Origin of the sequence: Lentibacter algarum, assembly GCF_018860975.1 — a bacterium.
Classification (GTDB): Bacteria; Pseudomonadota; Alphaproteobacteria; order Rhodobacterales; family Rhodobacteraceae; genus Lentibacter; species Lentibacter algarum_A.
In genome coordinates this window covers 108,905-127,055 of sequence record NZ_JAHKQI010000008.1, presented here as the reverse complement: position 1 = coordinate 127,055, position 18,151 = coordinate 108,905, and the positions used below count along the sequence as shown (strand labels likewise).

Sequence of the window (18,151 nt, the reverse complement as noted above, 5' to 3'; positions counted from 1 at the left end):
AACCTTTCTGTCGCGGGCGGTTTCTACAAGGCCGTTTTGCGATGCATTTGGGCTGATCATGTTATCTTCACACTCCACAAGCTGGTCTCTTTCGCTTTATTCTTGATTGTAAGAAGTTTGCACAATGAATAGCAATGTCCGCAACGCGAAAGCTGCACTATAGCGAAAGATCAGATGGTAAAGGCCAGCTTTACGTCTGGACCTACGAGCCCGTAAGCAAGCATCCCGTCAATGACAGTATCGAAATACTTGTTCAGTGTGATTCTTCGATCACGCCCTGTGTAAACTCAAATTTAGCTTCCTATAAGCTTCCGGATTTTCGAGAAGAAAAGTCACGAAAATAAAAAACGCGTAAGATACTGTTTTATATGATTAAATGGTGCCCCCACACGGACTCGAACCGCGGACCTATTGATTACAAATCAATTGCTCTACCAGCTGAGCTATAGGGGCATTGAGCGCCGATTTACGGCAGGCTTCGCCTTCGCGCAAGTCAAAAGTTTGCTCTATTTGTGCGGGCAAGCAAAATAACGGCAAAAAGGCTGACAAGGATGATCAATATTGCCGCCGGAGAGGCTTCCGTGAGGTTTTCGAGGCTGGCTTGGTCGTGCACGCGTGTCGCCAGCGTGTCGTAATTGAAAGGCCGCAATAGCAGCGTCGCGGGCAGTTCCTTGACGCAATCGACAAACACCAACAACAAAGCCGAGCCGACGGAACCACGGATGAGCGGCACATAGATTTCTCGTAGCACTTGCCCTTGTCGACGGCCAAGTGAGCGGGCAGCGGCAGGTAGCGAGGGCGAGACACGCTCGAAAGCCGCATCGGCCGCCCCCTGCGCGATTGCAAAAAACCGCACAAAATAAGCCAACACCAGAGCAAAGCCCGTGCCGGTGAGCAGCAAGCCCGGATCATACCCCGTGAGGGCGAGCACGACGTCGGCCAGTTTGTTGTCAAATACGGCCAGCGGAATGAGAATGCCGACAGCCAGAACCGCGCCTGGTGCGGCATATCCGATCGTGGTGATAGGTTGTAAAAGCCGCGGCAGGCCACGCCCCGAAAGGCGCACGCCGTAGACCAATAGCAGACCACCACTCACTGTCAGAAGCGCCGCTATGGCTCCGACAAACACAGTGTTCCATACGGCCGCATATAGCGCGGATTGCTGCCAGATGTCGGCGCGCGCCACTGCGTGCGACAGGATCGTGCCTGCGGGAAGCACAAAGCCGACCAAAAAGGGAATAAGGCACAAAACACAGGCCCCCGCAGCGGCCCAGCCCGTGAGCACCTTGCGCGTAACCGGACGGTGCCGCCCACCTTGATTGAAAAAGCGGGCCTTACGCCGCGAGGCCTTTTCAAGAGTTACCAGCAAAATGACCAGCGCCAAGACCACGCAAGCGATTTGGGCTGCGCCGCCAGCATTCCCGCCTTCAAGCCATGTGTTGAAAATCCCGGCGGTCAGGGTTTGAACGGCAAAATAGTCGACGGTTCCAAAGTCGTTGACGGCTTCCATCATCACGATCGCGGTTCCGGCAGCGACTGCGGGGCGTGCCAAAGGCAGCCCGATGCGCCGTAGCCGCGCCAAGGCACCCTGCCCCAGCGACATCGCCACTTCTTCGCTGGCGCCGGACTGCTCATGAAACGCCGCCCGCGCGAGCAAATAGACATAGGGGTAAAGCGCAGCGGCCAGCACCACGATCGCTGACCCCATAGAGCGAATTTCGGGGAAGTAGTAATCCCGCGCGGATTGCCAACCAAAGAGCCCTCGCAGGGCCGTTTGCACGGGGCCGGCATACTCGAGCAAATCAACCAGCGCATAGGCTCCGACATAGGCCGGCACTGCCAGCGGCAACAAAAGCAACCACTCAAGCCAGCCCGACAGCGGAAAACGATAGCGCGCAATGAGCCAGGCCGCGCCCGTGCCTGTCAGTGCTGCCAGCAGGCCGACTCCGGCCATCAACAACGCCGTGTTTCCAAGATAGCGCGGCAGAGTCGTCGCAATCAGATGTGGCCAGATGTTCTCGGTCGGAAACAGCGCCATAACTGCCACCGCGAAGATCGGCCCCAGCACGACAAGCGCTATCAACACGGCACCCGTTGACCAGGGATTAAACCAGCTTTTTCGCCGTGGCGGCAGTGTTTGCGCGGTTTCATTCATGTGAGTGCTCTTGCCTTATTGCGGTTTAACTGTCCAGAAAAGACCGTATATAGTGACCAACAAGGCGCGAACGAGATGCGCAAAAGGAGCAAAACCGATATGCAAATCATCTTTCACGCTGGCGTGCATTGCACCGATGATGACCGCATCCTGAAATGCTTGCTCAAAAACCGCGGCGATTTTGCCAACCTGGGCGCTGCTGTGCCCCCGCCCGGACGTTACCGAAAGCTCCTGCACCAGACAATGCTGGCAATGAGTGACGCCAAGGCCAGCTCGGATGCGCGTGATGTGTTGATCGAGAGCATCCTTGAAGAGGACGACGCCGAGCGGCTCATCATGTCAAACGACAACCTGTTTTGCGTGCCCAACATGGCATTGCGCGGTGGCCTGCTATACGACCGTGCTGAAGAGCGCGTGCGCTTTCTCTCCGAGCTGTTTGCCGGAGACGAGATCGAAGTGTTCCTTGCCATCTGCAATCCGGCAACCTTCCTTCCGGCGATGTTTGGCAAAACCAAATACAACAACTTTGCCGAAATGACTTTTGGGGCTGATCCGCGTGATCTGCGCTGGTCGGAGCTTGTGCAGCGTATTCGTGACAACAACCCCAATGTCGCGCTGACGGTTTGGTGCAATGAAGACACACCGCTGATCTGGGCGCATCTCATCCGCGAAATGGCGGGGCTCGACCAGAATGAAAAGATCAAAGGCGGGTTTGATCTGATCTCCGAGATCATGACCAAGGAAGGCATCCAGCGCTTTCGCGCCTACCTTGCCCAGCACCCCGAAATGACGGAAGCACAAAAACGGCGGGTCATATCGGCGTTTCTTGACAAGTTCGCGCGCGAAGACATGATCGAGGAAGAGCTCGACGTGCCCGGCTGGACGGAAGAGCTGATCGACGAGTTAACAGATACTTATGACGCAGATGTAGAAGAAATATCGCGCATGCCGGGGGTGAGTTTCATCACCGCCTGACATGCAAAAACGCTTACATACCAAGCGCTTCTTTGTACATTTCCAACACCGCTTCTTCTTCAGCGATGTCATTGGCATCGCGGCGGCGTAGGGCAACAACCTTGCGCAGGATTTTGGTGTCATACCCGCGCCCTTTGGCCTCGGCCATCACCTCTTTCTGCTGCTCGGCGATATCCTTTTTCTCGGCCTCAAGCCGTTCAAAACGTTCGATAAACTGGCGTAGTTCTTCGGCGCCTACGCGGTAGCTTGAAGGGGAGTTTGAATCGTCCATGCCAAGTAGCCTTTCTGAGGTTGAGCCGCCTTGCTAACGGCCTTGGCTCCAATTGCCAAGACCTTTCGTCAGGGCTTTTACTTGTCGCGGCTCCATTCATAAGATAGCTCTGCCCTGCAAAGGAGATCGCCCATGGAAACGCTTGTCTGGATTGGAGCCGCACTGACCGTCGCCGGTGTTGTCGGCTTGTTCTGGTGCATTCTCAAAGTCAATTCAGCGCGCCGTGAAAAGCTGCCTGACGATGCTCTGCGAGCCCGTGTGCAGGCCATTTTGCCGTGGAACCTCGGTGCCTTGGGGCTCTCGGCTCTTGGCCTTGGATGCGTCGTTGCGGGCATAATGCTCGCGTAAACTCGAAGACTTTTAGAGCATCGGCCGCAACTGCTCGACGTTATAGCCAGCATCCGCTGCCGCTTTGATGATATCGTCAGCAGGCATTTTTCCGGCCTGCGCCAGCGACCAAAGAAAAGTCGAGCGCGTGCCGGAAGCGCAATAAGCCAGCACTTTGCCCTCCGCACTCTGCATTATCTGCTGTGTGCGCTCCGTGTTTGAAGGCTCAAGCAGATTTGACTGATCAATCGGTAGAAAATGAAACTTAAGCCCTGCGGCCTCGGCGGCGGCTTGCAATACGTGGCTCTGTTCGGACGGGCCGTTCTCGGTGTCAGGCCGGTTGCAGATCACATCTGAAAAACCAAGAGCCGCCAGCTCGGAAACAACTTCGGCCGTTATCTGCGGTGCGGCGGCAAAACTCTCGCTCAGGTCATTCATCAGTCTGCATCCCTTTCAAAAAATCGGTGTTGCACCATTGGTGCAAGCAACATCCCCGCGAGCATGGCCGCGAAAAACAGCCAATGCAACGCCCCACCATACCCAAGTGTGGCCATAGCAGGCCCCGGACAGAGGCCCGACAGCCCCCAGCCTGCTCCAAACATCAGCGACCCGATCACAAGCCGCCTGTCGACAGGCGCGTCAGAAGGCGTCGGAAAGCGCTCGGCCGTTAATGGCGCCCTCCCCTTTGTGAAACGCCAAGCCACAAACATCGGCAAGATCGCACCGCCAAGCACAAAGGCCAGCGTCGGATCCCAATTGCCGAAAATGTCCAGCCACCCCGTCACTTTGGCGGTGTCAGTCATCCCCGAGATGAACAGTCCGCTACCAAACAGAGCCCCCGCAAACAGCGCTATCAACAACCGCATTACACCACCCCGAGCATATGACGGAAAACCAGAACCGTGATGCCCCCTGCGAGCAAATAGAACACTGTCGCCAGAATGCCCCGCAAAGAGAGCCGTGAAATGCCGCAAACGCCGTGCCCCGAAGTGCAACCGTTGGCGATCCGCGTGCCCAGCCCGACAAGCAAACCACCAGCAACTAACACGGCGATATTGGTGTTAATATGCGTATCCGCCTCGGCAAAGGCAGGCAGCAGCAGCATCGGTGCCGCGACCAGACCAACAATGAAGGCACTCCGCTCGGCCCATTCACGCTTGGCCGAACCGTCAACCAACCCGCCAAGGATGCCGCTTGCCCCCATGATGCGCCCGTTTCCGAACAGGTAAATCGCCGCAGCACACCCGATAAGCAGCCCTCCGAAAAGGCCCCATAACCAATCAATCTCAATCATTTCTTGTCCTACAACTTGTTTACCGGCACTTTCAAAAAGACATCACCCTCGGCATCAGGCTCGGGCATTTGCCCTGCTCGCATGTTCACTTGCAACGAAGGGATGATCAGCCGTGGCATCGCCAAAGTGGCGTCACGGGTGTCGCGTAGTGCGACAAAATCTTCTTGCGAACAGCCCGCGCCAACATGCACGTTCGCCGCCTTTTGCGCGCCCACGGTTGTTTCCCAGGCAAACTCGTCGCGCCCCGGCGCTTTGTAATCATGGCCAACAAAAATGCGTGTCTCGTCGGGCAGCGCGAGTATCTTTTGAATTGAGTTATACAGGTCTTGCGACGAGCCACCCGGAAAGTCGCAACGCGCGGTGCCAAAATCGGGCATGAACAGCGTGTCACCAACGAAAGCCGCATCGCCGATCACAAACGTCAGGCAAGCCGGCGTGTGGCCCGGAGTGTGCATGACATCGGCACGCATTTGCCCGATATGCAAGCTGTCGCCGTCAACAAACAACCGATCGAACTGCGAGCCGTCGCGCTGAAACGCGCTGCCCTCGTTGAACACTTTCCCGAAAGTGTCTTGCACAACAGTGATCCCGTCACCGATCCCGATCTTGCCGCCAACTTGCTCTTGAATATAGGGCGCGGCCGAGAGGTGATCAGCGTGTACATGGCTTTCAAGCAGCCACTCAACTTTCAGTTCGTTGGCCTTAACGTAAGCGATCACTTCATCAGCCGATTTGGTATCAGTGCGGCCGGATGCGTAATCAAAATCAAGCACGCTGTCGATCACGGCGCAGGAGGCGCTATTCGGATCTTTAACCACATAAGAAATTGTGTTGGTCGCTTGATCAAAAAAAGCGTGTACTTGAGGGGTCATCTGTCTCTTCCTTACTGGCGTCACAACACATATATTCAATAAACAAAATGTAACAAGCCCCGTTTTATGGGAAGTGTTTTGCACCTTGCGGCCGCGCAAACCCTGCACATTGGCTGTCACCTGAAGCCTACAATGACAGTTTGTGGGCAGCATACAAGCAGCTCACGCTTGAAAGTTCGCTGTCCAGACGTCAAGATCAAGACAACAAACCTGTGAGGTAATCTGTGGCAGAGTTTATTCAGACCAACGTCGGAAATGGTGTCGCACTTATCAGCTTGCGGTATCTGCCCGGAGCGGTTTTTTGTGTCGAGCAACGTCGTGAGTTTCTAGATGCCCTGCGAGACGGGCAAAGTAACAACGAGGTCGAAGCGCTCGTCATTTCAGGGGAAATTGGCGCGTTCGGCGCAGACTATCCACTTGAGGAACGCCTGTCTGGTGATCAGGCCCCGACCTTCGCGCAACTCTGCACCGCTATTCGAACCTCCAGAAAACCGGTCGTAACTGCGTTGCGCGGCCCGGTTTATGACGCCGGGTTTGAACTGGCGCTCTCGGCTCATGCACGGGTCGTTCATCAGGGCGCAAGCCTACGCCTTTCGCGGTTGCAATCAGGGCGCCTTCCCAGCCCCGAAGCCTTGCATACCCTTGCCCGAGAGCTCGACGCTGAAAGCTGTTTGCACCTGTTGAACGCAACAATACCTATGCCAGCAACGCTGCCTGGGCTTGCGCCTTTGTTTGCCCAAATCGTCAGGCAGAACACCGTTGGACACGCCGCCGAAGTTGCGCGCGACTATGACCTATACGCAACCGAACCAATGGCCGGGCATCTTGATCCCTTGGCCTATCAACAGACACTTGAGACGGCCCGCGCACCCATCAATGCGCCAGAACAAACGGCCTTGATCGACGCGTTGGAGGCGGCACAATTGCTGCCTGAAACCGCTTTTCTGGAGTTCGTAGCGGAACGTGACGCTGTGCTGGCCGCTTCACCGCGCAGTCGCGCATTGGCATACGAACGCGGCTGTGATGAAGCACTCATGCCCAACAGCCGCACCAAGAATGCTCCCCGTTTCACCCTGATCGGAACCAACGCCCTCGCCCATATTTTAACGTTCAATCTGTTGGATACCGGTGCCAGCATTGACATTCTGGAGCTTGAAGACGGGGGCTATGACGCACTGAGGGCTTCAATTCAGGGGCGTTTCTCGCAACGGATCAAACGCGGGTCCTTGACCTCGTCACATGCAGAAGCTGCTATGTCGCGGTTAAAGAGCCTGCCCTCCTTTGAAGCCCTCGCGGCAGCCGAATATGCTATCGAGTGTGGCGCTCAATCGCCAGAAGATCTTCCCGCTTTGGCAAGAAGCCTACGGCAGGCTCTAGCAGATGAAACACCGTTGCTGATCACGTCAGGCATGCGCCACAGTGCCGGGCATTTCGCGTCTTCGCTCATTGGCAATACCGCGGCGGCCTACTTTCATGTCCACTCAGACAGGATCCTCTTTTCCGAGTTGGCTTTCACCGAAGGCCTGCAAGAATCCCTCGCGACGGCCTGGGCCTTTCAGGCGCCGCTCGAGAAGGCAGGCCTGGCTGTGCTTGTCCAAAAAGCACAGGACGGGCTTTGCTCGGCGCGCCTGCTGACAGCCTATGTTCACGGTGCTGAAGAATGCCTTGCGCGTGGCGCATCCGTCGCAAAGGTGAATGCTGCACTTGCCGGCTTCATTCCTCCTCTTCACATCCAGAATGCCGAAGGCTTTGGCTTGCAACCTTTTCGCATTCGCTCGTTTTTCATGACCGAAGACACCCACGACAACCCTCCGGCCTTAGGCGGTTACTTTCACAGCTCCGGAATTGATGGCCGTAACAAAACGCAAGCCTTTGAGCCCGATAGCCAGCACCTCGTGCCAAAGGCCGCAGAAGCATTAGAGCGCTGGCGTCAGCAGTTGCTGCAAGACGGTTCTGTCGCCGAAACGACGCTGTCACCTGCCGATATCCGGCAAATAGTGAATGCCAGTCTCTATTGCGTTTCAGCTCAACTGTTGGAAACCGGCATCATGACATCCCCGTGGAAGCTGGATTTTCTCAGCCGCAGCATGCTTGCGCGTCAACCCGCATATGGTGGGCCGTTTTTCTGGGCCCAAGCTGGCGGGCTATTGGCGATGCGCACCTTCCTGCGCAGCTTCAAGCCTTTGCGTGCGGAGTTTTTCGTGATGCCAGACAGGCTCGACGATATGATCAAAACTGGCGGTCACTATGCACCGCCAAGCCTGCCATAGCAGCGTTTGATCAGGCACTTCGGGCCAAAACTCAACCGACTTCTGGCAGCAGATTGCTCTCGAATCCAGGCAAATCCGAAAGATCGGGCAACTCAGTGGTTGGCGCTTCAGTCACGTTTGGCTCTATCAAAGCCGGTGCAGCCGCGGACGTATGAGCAGCACCTGTTTGTAAGTCGGTTAGCGAGTCCGCAGAAGTATCATAATCCCGATCTTGCTCTATGCTCTCGCCGAACTCATCGCTCGAAGGCCGCACAGCAAACCGCAGTTGCACCGCGCGCTGCCCCTCGTGTTGCCCAAGCTGGCAAGGGCCGATCTTCTGTGGCACGCCGCTGCCGATTTCAAGCCTCTCCAAAGCTCCTTCCGGCAGGGCCAGAACATCACCCACTTGCAATTTGGCCAATTGCGCCAGCGACATTTTTTGCCGGTGTATGATGACGGGCAAGCATGCTTCAGCCTGCATCAAAGCGCTCTGAAAGAACGTGGTTTCAGGCTTGGTGTCGTCAGCCTCGGCCTCGGAAGGATCATCGTTTACCCCATGAAACGGCTCGATATGTGCGGCTTGCACAGGGCAAATCAGCACAAACTCACCGCGCTTTGCACCACCGTTCAGGTCAAGCTGGGCCCGAAGAACATGAAAATCTGCTGCCTCAACAAGCAAGCCGAGGTGGCGCTTGCTTTCGAGCCGTGCGCCAAAGTGAAAGCCCGCTGTTATCCGCCCTTCAACAGGCCCGAGGTTGTCGGCGACACTGGCCAGCACAGCATCAACCAGCGACGAGATCAGCGCCGCATCTGTCGAAGTCGGTGCGCGGGCCTCGGGGGCGCCCCTCAGAACCTGCCCCATGGTTTGCTGCTCGATAATTCCAGCCAGCACCGACAGATCAACTGCCACAGCGCCAACAGCCCCATTTGGGCCGTCAAGCACGACCAGCAGCATCTCGTCATCGACGGTGCGCAGCATGCCGTCTTGCCCAAGTTGCTCGCATTGCACGCCGCTCACGGTTACCGCGAGCTCAAAGAGGTCATCAGCCGCCCGTGACAACGCTATACGCATCGCCCGCGCCGGTGACATCACCCGCGATTGCTGCTCTTCGCGTCCAGCCTTCGCCTTACGGCGCAAGACATCATTTAACACAGTTTCATTTAACACAGTTTCGTTTGACACAGTTTCGTTTGACACAGCTTGCCCATATCCTCCGCCGCAGATTGACGCGGTTACCGATAATCTAGCCGCAAAAGTCTTAGCATCTTGTTAGCGGCACTGAAAAAAGCGCCTAAATGCTCTTGTCCGCCTCCGGAAGCGACACCCTAAACGCTGCACCGCCCTGCCCGGGCAAATAGCTTATGGCCCCGCCAAGCCGCGTGACAACTTCCCGACAAATCGCCAACCCCAGGCCCGCGCCGCTCTCGCTTTGCCCGTCAAGACGGACAAACTTTTCAAACACCAGCCCTTGCGATGCCAGGGCAATACCGCTGCCATTATCGACAAAATCAATTTGCACCTTGCCCGCAACATGACGCACCTCGATACGCAGCACAGGCCGGGCGGCATCACAGTATTTTTGCGCATTGCTGATCAGGTTGATGAACACCTGCGCAAGCCGGTCAAGGTCGGTCGTCAACATCACCTGCTCGCGCTCGGGTTTGCGCAAGATCGCCAGCTTACCGCCACTGCCAGAAGCCGTCACCGCTTGATCAAGAACATCCGCAAGCAAACCACGCTGCACATTCAGGTTCACCTGCCCGTTTTCGAACACACTCAGATCAAGCAAATCATCAAGCAACCGAGTCAACCGCAGGCTCTCGGAATGGATGATCGCGCTCATCTTGCTTTGCTCTTCTCCCGAAACATCGGTCTCGTCGCGCAGTATCTCGGCGAAAGCCCGAATTGACGTCATCGGGGTGCGCAGCTCGTGGCTAATCTGGCTCAGGAACGTGTCTTTTTGCACCGAAAGCTGGGTGAGCTTTTCGTTGGCTTCGCCCAAAGCCCGCGCCGTGCGGGCAAGCTCCTCGGACTTGGCTTCAAGCTGGTTTGAATACTCCATGATCTGTGCGGCCTCGTCTGCCACGGCGATCAAATCATCAACGGACACCGCCGCACCACCAACGATCTGCCCCACCATCGCATGCGCCGTTGCCGCCCCGACAGAGCCTGACAGCTCGCGTTCCAGATGATTGAGAAAATCAGGTGTCGGCTCGGGCAAATACCCTTCAATGCCCTGCCCCTGTGCCGCGCGCAAAAACAACGCCTGCGCCTCGCTTGGGCCCAGTATGCGTTGGGCCATCACCATCAGATCTTCACTCTGGGCTGCTGACCCTTGCCAGCGTTGGCCGCGGCTGGAATGTTCGAACACATTCACAAACTGCGCGCCTTGTAGCCGTTCGAGCGGTGACGGAAAGCTGAGCAGCGACACCAGTGTAAACACCAGCGTGTTCAGCCCGACCGACCAGAACACCGCATGCACCAACGGGTCTAGCCCCGTGAACCCGAACATCGCCTGTGGCCGCAGAAATCCTATGCCCCAAGGCCCATGTACAAAAACCTCTGCGGGGATCACCGCGTCAGGGCCAAAGCTTGGCAGGAACATGCACCAAAGCCAGATTGCAAAGCCGACAGTCAGCCCGCTGATCGCCCCGCTGCGCGTCGCTCCACGCCAGAACAGCCCCCCGAGTAGCGGCGGCAAAAACTGCGAGACACCGGCGAAAGACACCAGCCCGATTGCGGCCAGCGCTGCCCCGCCTCCCGAGATGCGGTAGTAAGCATAGCCGAGCAGCACCACCCCGAGAATCGACAGCCGCCGCGACAGGAGCACAACATGGCGCACATCGCCCGACACCGTTGCACCCCCACCCGTAAAGCGCAGCCAGATCGGCATGACGATGTGGTTTGACACCATCGTCGACAATGCGATTGACGCGACAATCACCATCGAGGTTGCCGAAGAGAACCCGCCCAGAAACGAGAGTGTCGCAAGGCTGGTTTGGCCGTGCGCCAAAGGCAAGGACAAGACATACAAGTCAGGGTTGGTGCCCGCTGGCAGGCTTTCCAGGCCGACAACGGCAATCGGCACGACAAAAAGGCTGATCAGCATCACATAAAGCGGAAAGGCCCATGAGGCAAAGCGCAGGTGGCGCTCGTCGTCGATCTCGACAATCAACACCTGAAACATCCGCGGCAATGTCAGGAAAGCCGCAGCGGAAAGGAAGATCAGCCCCGCCCACCGCGAGGGTATCACTTCCCATGAGTTGATCTCGCTGGTCTCGATCCGTGCCAGCACTTCGGGCACGCCTCCAGCCAGCCCCCAGACCACAAATATGCCGATCGCCAACAGCGCAAGCAGCTTGACCACCGCCTCAAACGCGATCGCCATCACCACGCCGTGGTGGCGCTCGTTGACATCAAGGTTGCGGGTGCCAAACAGCACCGTAAACAGCGCCAAAGCCATCGCAACCCAGAACGCCGTTGCGTTGCTATGGCCCGGATCATTGGGCCCATCGACAACCCCGGCGCTGGAAAATGCTTCAAAAGACAGCGTCACCGACTGCAATTGCAAGGCAATATACGGCGTCGTGCCCGCAACGGCCATGAGCGTTATCATCACCGCCAAGGTGTTTGACTTGCCAAAGCGGCTTGAGATCAGGTCTGCAATCGAGGTGATCTTCTGGGCGCGCGCGACCCGCACCATGCGGCGCAAAATCCACCAATAGCCGATCACCACCAGTGTCGGGCCGATGTAGATCGTCAGATACTCAAGCCCCGAGCGCACAGCAAAGCCGACCGCGCCGTAGAATGTCCAAGCGGTGCAATACACCGACAGCGATAGCGTGTAGACGAGAGGCGAGCGCAACCACCGCGCATGGCCGCTGCGGGCCGCTTGTTCAGCGACGAAGGCGACCAGAAACAACAGCGCCACATAGCCGACACTCACCGCCGCCAGAAAATTGGCCGAGGTGTTCACAATAAAATCACGGTGCGTCCCGCTCCAGTTGTTGGGCTTCAGTTGGAGGCGGGTCATCAACCCAGCGGTTGAGCAAGACAGCTCCGACGATCAAGACGCCCCAAACGGCAAACAGATACTTCATCGCGAACACATTGCTTTCGCCGGTATCGCTCCACATGATCGGCAGAAAGAACAGCACCGAACCGAGCAATGGCCAAAGTTTGAGCGCATCCGTCAAGCGGCGCTGACGGTAGAGCTCCTTGGGCAAGAACTGGTTCGCCTTTGGCAGCACATTGCCATTCTCCGGTGGTGCACTCACGCGCCGGCCAATGCGCGCACGGCGTCCAGCATCTCGGCGTTGGCGAACGGTTTTGTCATAAATGTGTTGGCCCCCGCCTCAAGAGCAAGCTCGCGGTCTTTCATCTGCCCGCGTGCAGTTAGCATCAACACCGGAGTCTGCTCGGTGTCGCGCGCACGGCGTATATCTTTCAGGATCTCATAGCCCGAGCGCCCGGGCAGCATCACATCCAGCACGATCAGGTCGGGCTGGCGCTCGGCCACCGCGTCCAGTGCCGTCAATCCGTTGGAATGCGTATGAACCGACCACCCGTCACGCGACAACAAAAAGCTGATCGCTTCAATGATGTTCGGCTCGTCTTCGATCAAAAGAACGGTTTTGCTCATGTCATCGTGCTCATGCTGTCTCCTCCCCCAAGGCGGCAGGCTTGTCAGGCTTGCCTGACACTATATGAGCGCAGAAAGGCGCCTCTGTCAAAAGCCGCTTTCAAAAGCCCGATGTCATGATCGAAGGCTCACGCCGCGCGGCGCAGGCATCTCGCGGGCAAACACGACAACTTGGCCCAACGGGAAATGCTGGCTCGGAGGTATCAGGCCCGTCTTGCGGCAAGATAAGCATGGTCGCTTCCAGCAGTGGCTCGCGGCCGTAGCCGAGGCTCAATACCGGTTGCGCCGTGGCATAGGTGTGAAAATGGGAATCCCCGACACCGCTGCGCGTAGGCAGGTTGAGCTGCGCAGACAGAGTGGTCATCGGGCGGCTGAGCGCTTGAAACAATGGCCACAAGGGGCAAGATGCTCCAAACCGCGGCACAGGAAAGCCCTCAACCGGCTTTCGCAAAACCAAGGTTCCGGAGGCATCACAAACAATCAGCCCTGCGGTGCTGTCCGGCAACGTTGCTATGCGTCGCAGCACGCCTGCGGTATCTACGCTGAACTCTTGCGCAAGCTTCAATGGATCGCCGCCTTGCACTTGCATGGCTTGCTGGAACTGCACAAGCGGCATTTTGCGGGCATCGTCCTCATAGCAAGCCAGATAGCGCTCCGCGATCGCCTGCGCGCTGCTCGAAGACAGTTGCGGGGCTCCTTTGAGGTAGCTGTCCGCTGCGCCGCTGCGCTGCGCCTCGATCGCCGGAAAGTGCCAGCCGTAAGCACTGAGAAAATTCGTGAACTCTTCTTGCGGCGAACTTACTTCACTTTGCGCGTCATCAACCCCGTCAAGAAACCCGACGAGCGCCTCGGCGCCATCGGTGAGCCGCGCGGCGTCTTCGTTGATGTTGCGGTGAAATCGGTCACGCCACTCCGGCTCGATCTCTTTTGTGTCCTGCAAAATTGACGCCGTGGCGCGAATGGATGTGACCGTTGACAACACCTCATGCAGTGTTGCTGCCAAATGAGGGTCATGGGTGAGCCTGTCTGTGAGTGTCTCGACACTGCGTTCAAGATCATCGACACGGCGCGCCGCGCGAATAACAAGGTTGGCCCATGCGGGAAAACGCGTTGCAAACTCGGTCGCATCGGCAGCGCCCCCTTCCTCGCCAAAACGCTCTGCGACAGAAGACAGACGCGCGACAACCGCTTGCTCGGCACCTTCGGACAGAAGTGAGGACTCAACCTCAAGGCGCTGCGCAAGCGCTTGTAACAACTTCCCGCCGATTCTGCGGCGGTTGTGCTCGATCAAATTCAGATAGGACGCCGAGATTCCGATCTCCGCCGCCAAAGTTGCCTGCCGCAACCCCTTCGCGATCCGTCGCTCTCTGATACGGGTGCCCGCTGATGCATGCCCTCTCATCAAGAAACTCCCCTGTTTTCAAACACTTTCTGCGCCGCCGCGTAAGAAAGTTTACAGATTTACCGACGATCAAGTTCATTTATTTACAAAATTTTCCTTTGTGTAAAGTTACTTGTTGATCGGTTTTCTACTTCGACGCGATACTGGGTTTGCACAATTGTGCTCGTGGGGCGGCGCAGGAGGAGGCTCTTCCCCACTTTCAAAAAAAGGGAGGATTTCTATGTCCACATCGAACTTCACACGTCGTGGTATGCTCAAATCAAGCGCTATGGTTGGCGCTGGTGTAGCACTACCAACGATCTTCACCGCGTCTTCAGCCGCAGCATATATGAACGAGCCGACAGGCGCGTCAGTTACGCTTGGCTTTAACGTTCCGCAAACCGGCCCCTACGCTGACGAAGGCGCTGACGAGTTGCGCGCCTACGAACTGGCAGTCGAGCACCTCAACGGTGGCGGCGATGGCGGCATGATGAACACGTTCTCGTCAAAAGCCCTCAAGGGCAACGGCATCCTTGGCAAGAAAGTCGAGTATGTCACGGGCGACACGCAGACAAAGTCAGACGCCGCCCGCGCTTCTGCCAAGTCAATGATCGAAAAAGACGGCGCCATCATGATCACCGGCGGCTCTTCTTCGGGTGTTGCGGTTGCCGTTCAAGGCCTCTGCCAGGAAGCCGGCGTTATCTTCATGGCCGGTCTCACGCACTCGAACGACACAACCGGAAAAGACAAGAAAGCCAACGGCTTCCGTCACTTCTTTAACGGTTACATGTCAGCGGCTGCTCTGGCACCGGTTCTCAAGAACCTCTACGGCACAGACCGCAACGCTTACCACCTGACAGCCGACTACACATGGGGCTGGACACAGGAAGAAAGCATCGCCGCAGCGACAGAAGCAATGGGCTGGAACACAGTTAACAAAGTGCGCACGCCTTTGGCTGCGACCGACTTCTCGTCATATATTGCTCCGGTTCTGAACTCCGGTGCCGATGTTCTGGTTCTCAACCACTACGGCGGCAACATGGTGAACTCGCTCACCAACGCGGTTCAGTTCGGCCTGCGTGACAAGATGGTCAACGGCAAGCAGTTTGAAATCGTTGTTCCGCTCTACTCACGCCTGATGGCCAAGGGTGCTGGCGAAAACGTTAAGGGCATCCACGGCTCGACAAACTGGCACTGGTCACTGACAGACGAAGGCTCAGCAGCATTCGTTAAGTCGTTCGGTGAAAAGTACGGCTTCCCTCCTTCACAGGCGGCGCACACAACTTACTGCCAGACACTGCTTTATGCTGATGCGGCCGAGCGTGCAGGCACGTTCAACCCGTGCGGCATTGCTGAAGCGCTTGAAGGCTATGAGTTTGACGGCCTCGGCAACGGCAAAACACTCTACCGTGCAGACGACCACCAGTGCTTCAAAGATGTTCTGGTTGTGCGCGGGAAAGAAAACCCGACTTCAGAATTTGACCTTCTGGAAGTTGTGGAAGTTACGCCAACAGAGCAAGTTACATATGCACCCGACCACCCGATGTTTGCGGGCGGTGCACTGGGCTCATGTAACGCGGGTTAATAGGCCGGCAGCAAAAGTCGGGGCGCGTAACACATTTGCGCCCCGACACTTTCCAAGACGCCAACTCACATTTTCAAAAAGACACTCGGCAGCTTGCCGTGACGCTCTTATCACATCTAATCCAAGGTGGGGACGATGGACTCAATCATCCTGCAAATTCTTAATGGGCTCGACAAAGGCTCGGCTTACGCGCTTATCGCGCTTGGCCTGACGCTCATTTTCGGCACGCTCGGCGTTGTTAACTTCGCCCACGGCGCACTGTTTATGATCGGGGCTTTCTGCGCGGTAACGCTCAAAAAGATCCTGACGCTGAGCAGCGTTGTGGAAGACCCCACAAAAACCGACTTTCTCGGCAAACCGCTCAAAGTGGCGACGCCCTATGTCGAGAGCTGGTTCGGAGAGGCCACAGGCGCCGCGCTTATAGACTGGGCTGTGCCACTGGCGATCCTGTTCTCCATCCCGATCATGATCGGCGTTGGCTTCATCATGGAACGCGGGCTGATCAAGCACTTCTACAAGCGCCCGCATGCAGACCAGATCCTTGTGACTTTCGGCCTCGCCATTGTTTTGCAGGAAGTGATCAAAGCCTTCTACGGTGCCAACCCGATCCCGACACCTGCTCCTGCGGTTTTCCGCGGTAGCTTCGACTTCGGCGTGCTGCTCGGGTTTGATCCCAACGCGATCATCTACCCTTACTGGCGCATGGTTTACTTCGCCTTCTCGGCAGTCATCATCGGCGCTGTCTTTGCCTTCCTGCGGTTCACAACCTTCGGTATGGTCGTGCGCGCCGGAATGGCCGACCGCGAGACAGTTGGCCTCCTGGGCATCAACATCGACAAGCGCTTCACCATCATGTTCGGCATTGCGGCGGCTGTCGCTGGCCTTGCTGGCGTCATGTATGCACCGATCAACTCGCCAAACTACCATATGGGCATGGACTTTCTGGTGCTCAGCTTCGTTGTGGTTGTTGTCGGCGGCATGGGCTCACTGCCCGGTGCGGTTCTCGCGGGCTTTATGCTCGGCATCCTTGAGGCCTTCGCTTCAATGAACCAGATCAAAGCAATCATCCCTGGCATTGACCAAATCATCATCTACTTGGTCGCCATCATTATCATTCTCACACGTCCACGCGGCTTGATGGGCAAAAAAGGCGTGATGGAGGAATAACCATGCTCGGACTGAACAAAAAAGACACCACACTTTTCCTGATCGTGATCGGCATGGCTATGCTGGCTCCGTTCATCCTTAACCCCTTCCCCGAAGGCAGCTCACTGGCGCAGATGTTCAACGCGGGCTACCCCGACTTGATGCAGCGCTTCGTGATCTTCGGCATTCTGGTGATCGGCTTCAACATCCTCTTCGGCCTCACCGGCTACCTCAGCTTCGGGCACGCTGCCTTCCTTGGCATTGGCTCCTACTCTGCGGTTTGGATGTTCAAGCTTGTCGGCATGAACGTGTTGCCGGCAATCCTGCTCTCAATGATCGTCTCGGGGGTGTTTGCGCTCCTGATCGGCTACGTGAGCTTGCGTCGCTCGGGCATCTACTTCTCGATCCTGACACTGGCGATCGCACAGATGTGCTACAACCTCGCCTACTCGGTGCTCGGCAATCCGTCGTCAAACTTCAACCTCACCAATGGTGAAACCGGCCTGCAACTGTCGCTGAACGACCCGCGTATTCTGGGCAGTGCCACAACCGATGGCGCACTGCCAGTGACAAACCTGTTCGGTGCAGCCATGCGTTCAAGCTATCAGTGGGAAGCTGGCAGCTGGCTGTTCACTTTCAATGTCGGCTACTACTTCAGCGCGATCATCATGCTGATCAGCTTCTATATCAGCATCCGCATCTTCCGCTCCCCTTTCGGGATGATGCTGCGGGCTGTTAAGTCAAACCAGCAGCGGATGAACTACACCGGCCTCAATACGCGGCCTTATGTTCTCGCAGCCTTTGTGATCTCCGGCATCTACGCTGGCCTCGCAGGCGGATTGCTCAGCTCGATGGACCCTCTCGCAGGCGCCGAGCGTATGCACTGGACAGCCTCGGGCGAGATCGTGATCATGGCGATTCTCGGCGGTGTCGGCACACTTATCGGCCCTGTCGTCGGTGCGGGCTTCAACGAGTATTTCAAGAATATCCTCAGCAAGATCAATGACGATATCCTGCACACATGGCTCAGCTTTCTGCCCGACGGCCTTGAAAACCTGCTGGTTGGTTTCTTGCATTACTTCGTTGGCAAAGGCTGGCATCTGACGCTTGGCATCATGTTCATGCTGGTGATCATCTTCTTGCCCGGTGGACTTGTGCAAGGCGGTCAACGCATCGCCAAGCTGTTCTCTCGCAAGAAAGACGGACAAGCCACCCCGCCAGCAACTCAAACCCCTGCAGAATAAGGAGAGACT

17 protein-coding genes and 1 tRNA gene are annotated in these 18,151 nt (G+C 56.9%); 6 read left to right on the top strand and 12 right to left on the bottom strand.

The features are described 5' to 3' along the window. Positions 1-377: 377 nt before the first annotated feature. A tRNA-Thr gene (locus KO498_RS09970) sits at positions 378-453 on the bottom strand. A 40-nt stretch (positions 454-493) separates the two neighbouring features. Beyond that, positions 494-2,155 (bottom strand): ABC transporter permease, encoded by a 1,662-nt coding sequence (locus KO498_RS09965; protein WP_215959756.1) that lies wholly within the window; start codon positions 2,153-2,155, stop codon positions 494-496. A gap of 99 nt (positions 2,156-2,254) precedes the next feature. Between KO498_RS09965 and KO498_RS09960 the strand changes: the two genes are divergently transcribed. Further along, positions 2,255-3,130 carry a hypothetical protein gene (locus tag KO498_RS09960; RefSeq protein WP_215959755.1) on the top strand — a complete coding sequence of 292 codons (876 nt, stop codon included), beginning with the start codon at positions 2,255-2,257 and terminating at the stop codon, positions 3,128-3,130. A 13-nt stretch (positions 3,131-3,143) separates the two neighbouring features. Here the strand turns inward: KO498_RS09960 and KO498_RS09955 are convergent, their stop codons facing one another. Beyond that, on the bottom strand, positions 3,144-3,401 hold the full coding sequence (locus KO498_RS09955; protein WP_215959754.1) for a DUF2312 domain-containing protein: 258 nt from the start codon (positions 3,399-3,401) through the stop codon (positions 3,144-3,146). Between the two features lie 132 nt (positions 3,402-3,533). On the opposite strand from KO498_RS09955, the gene KO498_RS09950 reads away from it, so the two are divergent. Continuing rightward, positions 3,534-3,749 (top strand): hypothetical protein, encoded by a 216-nt coding sequence (locus KO498_RS09950; RefSeq protein ID WP_215959753.1) that lies wholly within the window; start codon positions 3,534-3,536, stop codon positions 3,747-3,749. A 12-nt stretch (positions 3,750-3,761) separates the two neighbouring features. Here the strand turns inward: KO498_RS09950 and KO498_RS09945 are convergent, their stop codons facing one another. The 4 genes from KO498_RS09945 to KO498_RS09930 are packed head-to-tail and all read right to left on the bottom strand — an operon-like array spanning position 3,762 to position 5,894. Continuing rightward, a complete protein-coding gene (locus KO498_RS09945; RefSeq protein WP_215959752.1) occupies positions 3,762-4,166 on the bottom strand; it encodes a TIGR01244 family sulfur transferase in 405 nt (134 codons plus the stop codon). Then, a complete protein-coding gene (locus KO498_RS09940; protein ID WP_215959751.1) occupies positions 4,166-4,594 on the bottom strand; it encodes a DUF6691 family protein in 429 nt (142 codons plus the stop codon). Before KO498_RS09940 ends, KO498_RS09945 begins: the two co-directional genes overlap by 1 nt. Continuing rightward, entirely contained in the window at positions 4,594-5,019 is a 426-nt protein-coding gene (locus KO498_RS09935) for a YeeE/YedE family protein (protein WP_215960475.1), read from the bottom strand. The genes KO498_RS09940 and KO498_RS09935 overlap by 1 nt, the downstream gene beginning before the upstream one ends. 11 nt (positions 5,020-5,030) lie before the next feature. Further along, positions 5,031-5,894, bottom strand: a complete 864-nt coding sequence (locus tag KO498_RS09930) for an MBL fold metallo-hydrolase (RefSeq protein WP_215959750.1) — start codon at positions 5,892-5,894, stop codon at positions 5,031-5,033. A gap of 224 nt (positions 5,895-6,118) precedes the next feature. Between KO498_RS09930 and KO498_RS09925 the strand changes: the two genes are divergently transcribed. Further along, positions 6,119-8,164: an enoyl-CoA hydratase/isomerase family protein gene (locus KO498_RS09925; RefSeq protein WP_215959749.1), complete on the top strand. Its 2,046-nt coding sequence runs from the start codon at positions 6,119-6,121 to the stop codon at positions 8,162-8,164. Between the two features lie 31 nt (positions 8,165-8,195). On the opposite strand, the gene KO498_RS18405 is transcribed toward KO498_RS09925, so the two are convergent. The 5 genes from KO498_RS18405 to KO498_RS09900 all read right to left on the bottom strand — a co-directional run bounded on the left by KO498_RS18405 (position 8,196) and on the right by KO498_RS09900 (position 14,188). Beyond that, positions 8,196-9,341 carry a FliM/FliN family flagellar motor switch protein gene (locus KO498_RS18405; RefSeq protein ID WP_215959748.1) on the bottom strand — a complete coding sequence of 382 codons (1,146 nt, stop codon included), beginning with the start codon at positions 9,339-9,341 and terminating at the stop codon, positions 8,196-8,198. Positions 9,342-9,435: 94 nt separating this feature from the next. Beyond that, positions 9,436-12,177: an ATP-binding protein gene (locus KO498_RS09915; protein ID WP_215959747.1), complete on the bottom strand. Its 2,742-nt coding sequence runs from the start codon at positions 12,175-12,177 to the stop codon at positions 9,436-9,438. Then, positions 12,128-12,421: a hypothetical protein gene (locus KO498_RS09910; RefSeq protein WP_215959746.1), complete on the bottom strand. Its 294-nt coding sequence runs from the start codon at positions 12,419-12,421 to the stop codon at positions 12,128-12,130. Before KO498_RS09910 ends, KO498_RS09915 begins: the two co-directional genes overlap by 50 nt. Continuing rightward, the gene (locus KO498_RS09905; RefSeq protein ID WP_215959745.1) at positions 12,418-12,786 is read right to left on the bottom strand and encodes a response regulator transcription factor; all 369 of its coding nucleotides are present in this window, start codon (positions 12,784-12,786) and stop codon (positions 12,418-12,420) included. Before KO498_RS09905 ends, KO498_RS09910 begins: the two co-directional genes overlap by 4 nt. Before the next feature lie 100 nt (positions 12,787-12,886). Then, positions 12,887-14,188 carry a helix-turn-helix transcriptional regulator gene (locus KO498_RS09900; RefSeq protein WP_215959744.1) on the bottom strand — a complete coding sequence of 434 codons (1,302 nt, stop codon included), beginning with the start codon at positions 14,186-14,188 and terminating at the stop codon, positions 12,887-12,889. Between the two features lie 220 nt (positions 14,189-14,408). On the opposite strand from KO498_RS09900, the gene KO498_RS09895 reads away from it, so the two are divergent. The 3 genes from KO498_RS09895 to KO498_RS09885 all read left to right on the top strand — a co-directional run bounded on the left by KO498_RS09895 (position 14,409) and on the right by KO498_RS09885 (position 18,142). Continuing rightward, a complete protein-coding gene (locus KO498_RS09895) occupies positions 14,409-15,752 on the top strand; it encodes a substrate-binding protein (RefSeq protein WP_215959743.1) in 1,344 nt (447 codons plus the stop codon). A gap of 135 nt (positions 15,753-15,887) precedes the next feature. Further along, entirely contained in the window at positions 15,888-16,919 is a 1,032-nt protein-coding gene (locus KO498_RS09890) for a branched-chain amino acid ABC transporter permease (protein WP_215959742.1), read from the top strand. A gap of 2 nt (positions 16,920-16,921) precedes the next feature. Continuing rightward, positions 16,922-18,142, top strand: coding sequence for a branched-chain amino acid ABC transporter permease (locus KO498_RS09885; RefSeq protein WP_215959741.1), 1,221 nt, complete (start codon positions 16,922-16,924; stop codon positions 18,140-18,142). The last annotated feature ends 9 nt before the right edge of the window (positions 18,143-18,151 follow it).

Bases quoted from the DNA above. Each gene is read 5' to 3' on its own strand.
- KO498_RS09905 (WP_215959745.1), bottom strand. From the start codon at position 12,786: ATGAGCAAAACCGTTCTTTTGATCGAAGACGAGCCGAACATCATTGAA.
- KO498_RS09885 (WP_215959741.1), top strand. From the start codon at position 16,922: ATGCTCGGACTGAACAAAAAAGACACCACACTTTTCCTGATCGTGATC.
- KO498_RS09945 (WP_215959752.1), bottom strand. From the start codon at position 4,166: ATGAATGACCTGAGCGAGAGTTTTGCCGCCGCACCGCAGATAACGGCC.
- KO498_RS09895 (WP_215959743.1), top strand. From the start codon at position 14,409: ATGTCCACATCGAACTTCACACGTCGTGGTATGCTCAAATCAAGCGCT.
- KO498_RS09900 (WP_215959744.1), bottom strand. From the start codon at position 14,188: ATGAGAGGGCATGCATCAGCGGGCACCCGTATCAGAGAGCGACGGATC.
- KO498_RS09955 (WP_215959754.1), bottom strand. From the start codon at position 3,401: ATGGACGATTCAAACTCCCCTTCAAGCTACCGCGTAGGCGCCGAAGAA.
- KO498_RS09890 (WP_215959742.1), top strand. From the start codon at position 15,888: ATGGACTCAATCATCCTGCAAATTCTTAATGGGCTCGACAAAGGCTCG.
- KO498_RS09915 (WP_215959747.1), bottom strand. From the start codon at position 12,177: ATGACCCGCCTCCAACTGAAGCCCAACAACTGGAGCGGGACGCACCGT.
- KO498_RS09930 (WP_215959750.1), bottom strand. From the start codon at position 5,894: ATGACCCCTCAAGTACACGCTTTTTTTGATCAAGCGACCAACACAATT.
- KO498_RS09965 (WP_215959756.1), bottom strand. From the start codon at position 2,155: ATGAATGAAACCGCGCAAACACTGCCGCCACGGCGAAAAAGCTGGTTT.
- KO498_RS09940 (WP_215959751.1), bottom strand. From the start codon at position 4,594: ATGCGGTTGTTGATAGCGCTGTTTGCGGGGGCTCTGTTTGGTAGCGGA.
- KO498_RS09950 (WP_215959753.1), top strand. From the start codon at position 3,534: ATGGAAACGCTTGTCTGGATTGGAGCCGCACTGACCGTCGCCGGTGTT.
- KO498_RS09960 (WP_215959755.1), top strand. From the start codon at position 2,255: ATGCAAATCATCTTTCACGCTGGCGTGCATTGCACCGATGATGACCGC.